Consider the following 2,079-nt stretch of genomic DNA (forward strand, 5'->3'; position numbering starts at 1 on the left):
GGTGAATACTCTGGGCAGCACCCTCTTGATCGAAAATGACGGCACTGCCACGCTAAATTTTAGCAATACCCAACTGAGCATAATTCAAGCCCCAATCAGTGAAGGAACAATTGGAGCGGGCAAAAATAAGACCGATAGAAATATATCCAGCACATATCCTTTCTTTCAAGAAAGACGGGGCTCATGCGTTGTCGCGAGTTTAAGAAATGTAATATATGCTTACAAGGGCGACGCGCCAACGGAAGCTGCATTACGAACTAAAATTGCAAATTTTCTAGGAATTAAAGAGTCGGTGTTTGATGCCGATGGATTGATGTTTGGAGACGCAAAAAGAGCCATACGACATATACTTGATGACTATGGTCTGAATGCTAGCTATCATAGTTCTCCATCTGACATCGAACATGCTGTAAGACTCGGAGGGCCTTTTATAGTGTTTACGCGGAACGAGTCATCTCAAGATTCGGACTATGCAACCGTCCACGCCATTACAACTTGGTTTATGCCCTACAATCAATTAACTTATACAATTGACAGCGAACGACCAAACTCGCGAGCAACAACAGGAACCGCTGAGTGGCTAAGCACTGGAGAATATTATCAAAAATGGAATACGATGGGATCAAATGTTATCTGGCCACGACGGACTCAGTGAAATTTTCAAAAATGAAAACATTACATAGTATATTATACCTATTCGGCATCATAATTTTATCATCCCAAATGAACGCTCAAGAAGCAAATACACCCATTACATGCATGGCTTGGCCAATCACGGATTCATTTAAATGGATTCAGAAGGGTGAAATTATGCTGATCGACATCAAGCAAAGCAAAAAGCGAATTACGCAAAGCTATGTGTATGTGTCGCAGGAAGGTCGTCAATTTGCCCTTACATCCTCGATCTCGGCAATGACAAAGACGATACAAGAAGAAATCCAGGAAAATGAATTGTCTGATTTTTTAAAAAAAGATTTTTCTAATTTTGCATCAAAAACTTACCCCGCACAAAATACATACTTGCTGAATAATAAATATCTTGAAGGCTATCTTAAGGCGATGAAAGAAGAGGGCAGAGGATCTTCACATGATTTATCTAAATATTGCCAAGAACCCGATGTGAAGATTGAGCGAAATCTATGGTCAGGTGAATACTGCACAATTAACGATGCAGGAATAGTGTTCAAATGGACAATAAGTGGCAGATTGAGCAGATTTAGCATTAATAAAATTGAGATGACAGAGTTAGCCCATGGAATTCCCATGCCTTTGCGATTCTAGAGAGTGAACCCACGAGCCAACCATTAGCAGTTGATGTGCCAGAATTTTTCCAGCCTTATGCCAATTATAGAAAACGCGATGGACAGCTTTTGTTCACTCCGTTCACCCGCTCGCTTCACTCGGGGCTGTTTCGCTGCGCTGCACGACGCCATCTCCGCACTTCGTGCTCCGTCGGCTACAACCCCTTTTACTTGGAAACTTCAAAGTCAAAACTCGCCTACTCAAACTAAACATTCCAGCAACTTGCCCGCCTCGTGCTGCTTGTCCCTGCTAACCATTCATACTCCCATCAACGGTCTGTTTCACCCGGATTGGTTTCGATCAAAATCGGTAGGAATGCAACTGCCCATGCTATGTGACTAACCCAGCCAGATCTTGTCGAAAGCATCCATCCGTCAACCGCTGATCATCAGCTTCACCTACGATTACGCCAACCGCCGCGTCGGCAAACGCGTGCAGGAAAAGGCTGGCGGCCAGTGGCTGGAACGCTACCATCACCTCTATGTCTACAACGGCACCCAACCCGTCGCCGAAATTGACGCCAGCACGCGCCGGGTGCTGCGCACCTTCGCTTGGGGCGCTACCGGCGAACTGCTCATGATCCACGACCGCACAATCCCCGCCAGCCCGCAAACCTACTTGCCCGTGCGCGACGCCTCGGGCAGCGTCACGGCCTTGGTGCGCGACGATGGCAACAGCACTGCAATCGTCGCCGTTTACGAATACGACCCCAACGGCAACCTTCTGCGCGCGCAGGGCGAGTATGCGAAGAAAAACCCCTTCACCTTTGGCGGCGGT

General features: G+C 46.6%; 2 protein-coding genes and 1 pseudogene. All 3 read left to right on the top strand.

Annotation, left to right across the window (positions count from 1 at the left end; all coding sequences use genetic code 11):
• A partial coding sequence (locus M2103_RS13160) for a hypothetical protein (protein ID WP_277511143.1) occupies nt 1–655 on the top strand: 655 nt, incomplete at its 5' end.
• A gap of 11 nt (nt 656–666) precedes the next feature.
• Nucleotides 667–1,281 carry a hypothetical protein gene (locus M2103_RS13165; RefSeq protein WP_277511145.1) on the top strand — a complete coding sequence of 205 codons (615 nt, stop codon included), beginning with the start codon at nt 667–669 and terminating at the stop codon, nt 1,279–1,281.
• A gap of 375 nt (nt 1,282–1,656) precedes the next feature.
• Nucleotides 1,657–2,079, top strand: a pseudogene (locus M2103_RS13170) (hypothetical protein); the annotation flags it as partial.

The organism is Ereboglobus sp. PH5-5 (genome assembly GCF_029504805.1).
GTDB lineage: Bacteria > Verrucomicrobiota > Verrucomicrobiia > Opitutales > Opitutaceae > Ereboglobus.

What these genes read in the sequence shown, in the direction of transcription:
- M2103_RS13165 (WP_277511145.1), top strand. Translation starts at nt 667, where the DNA reads ATGAAAACATTACATAGTATATTATACCTATTCGGCATCATAATTTTA.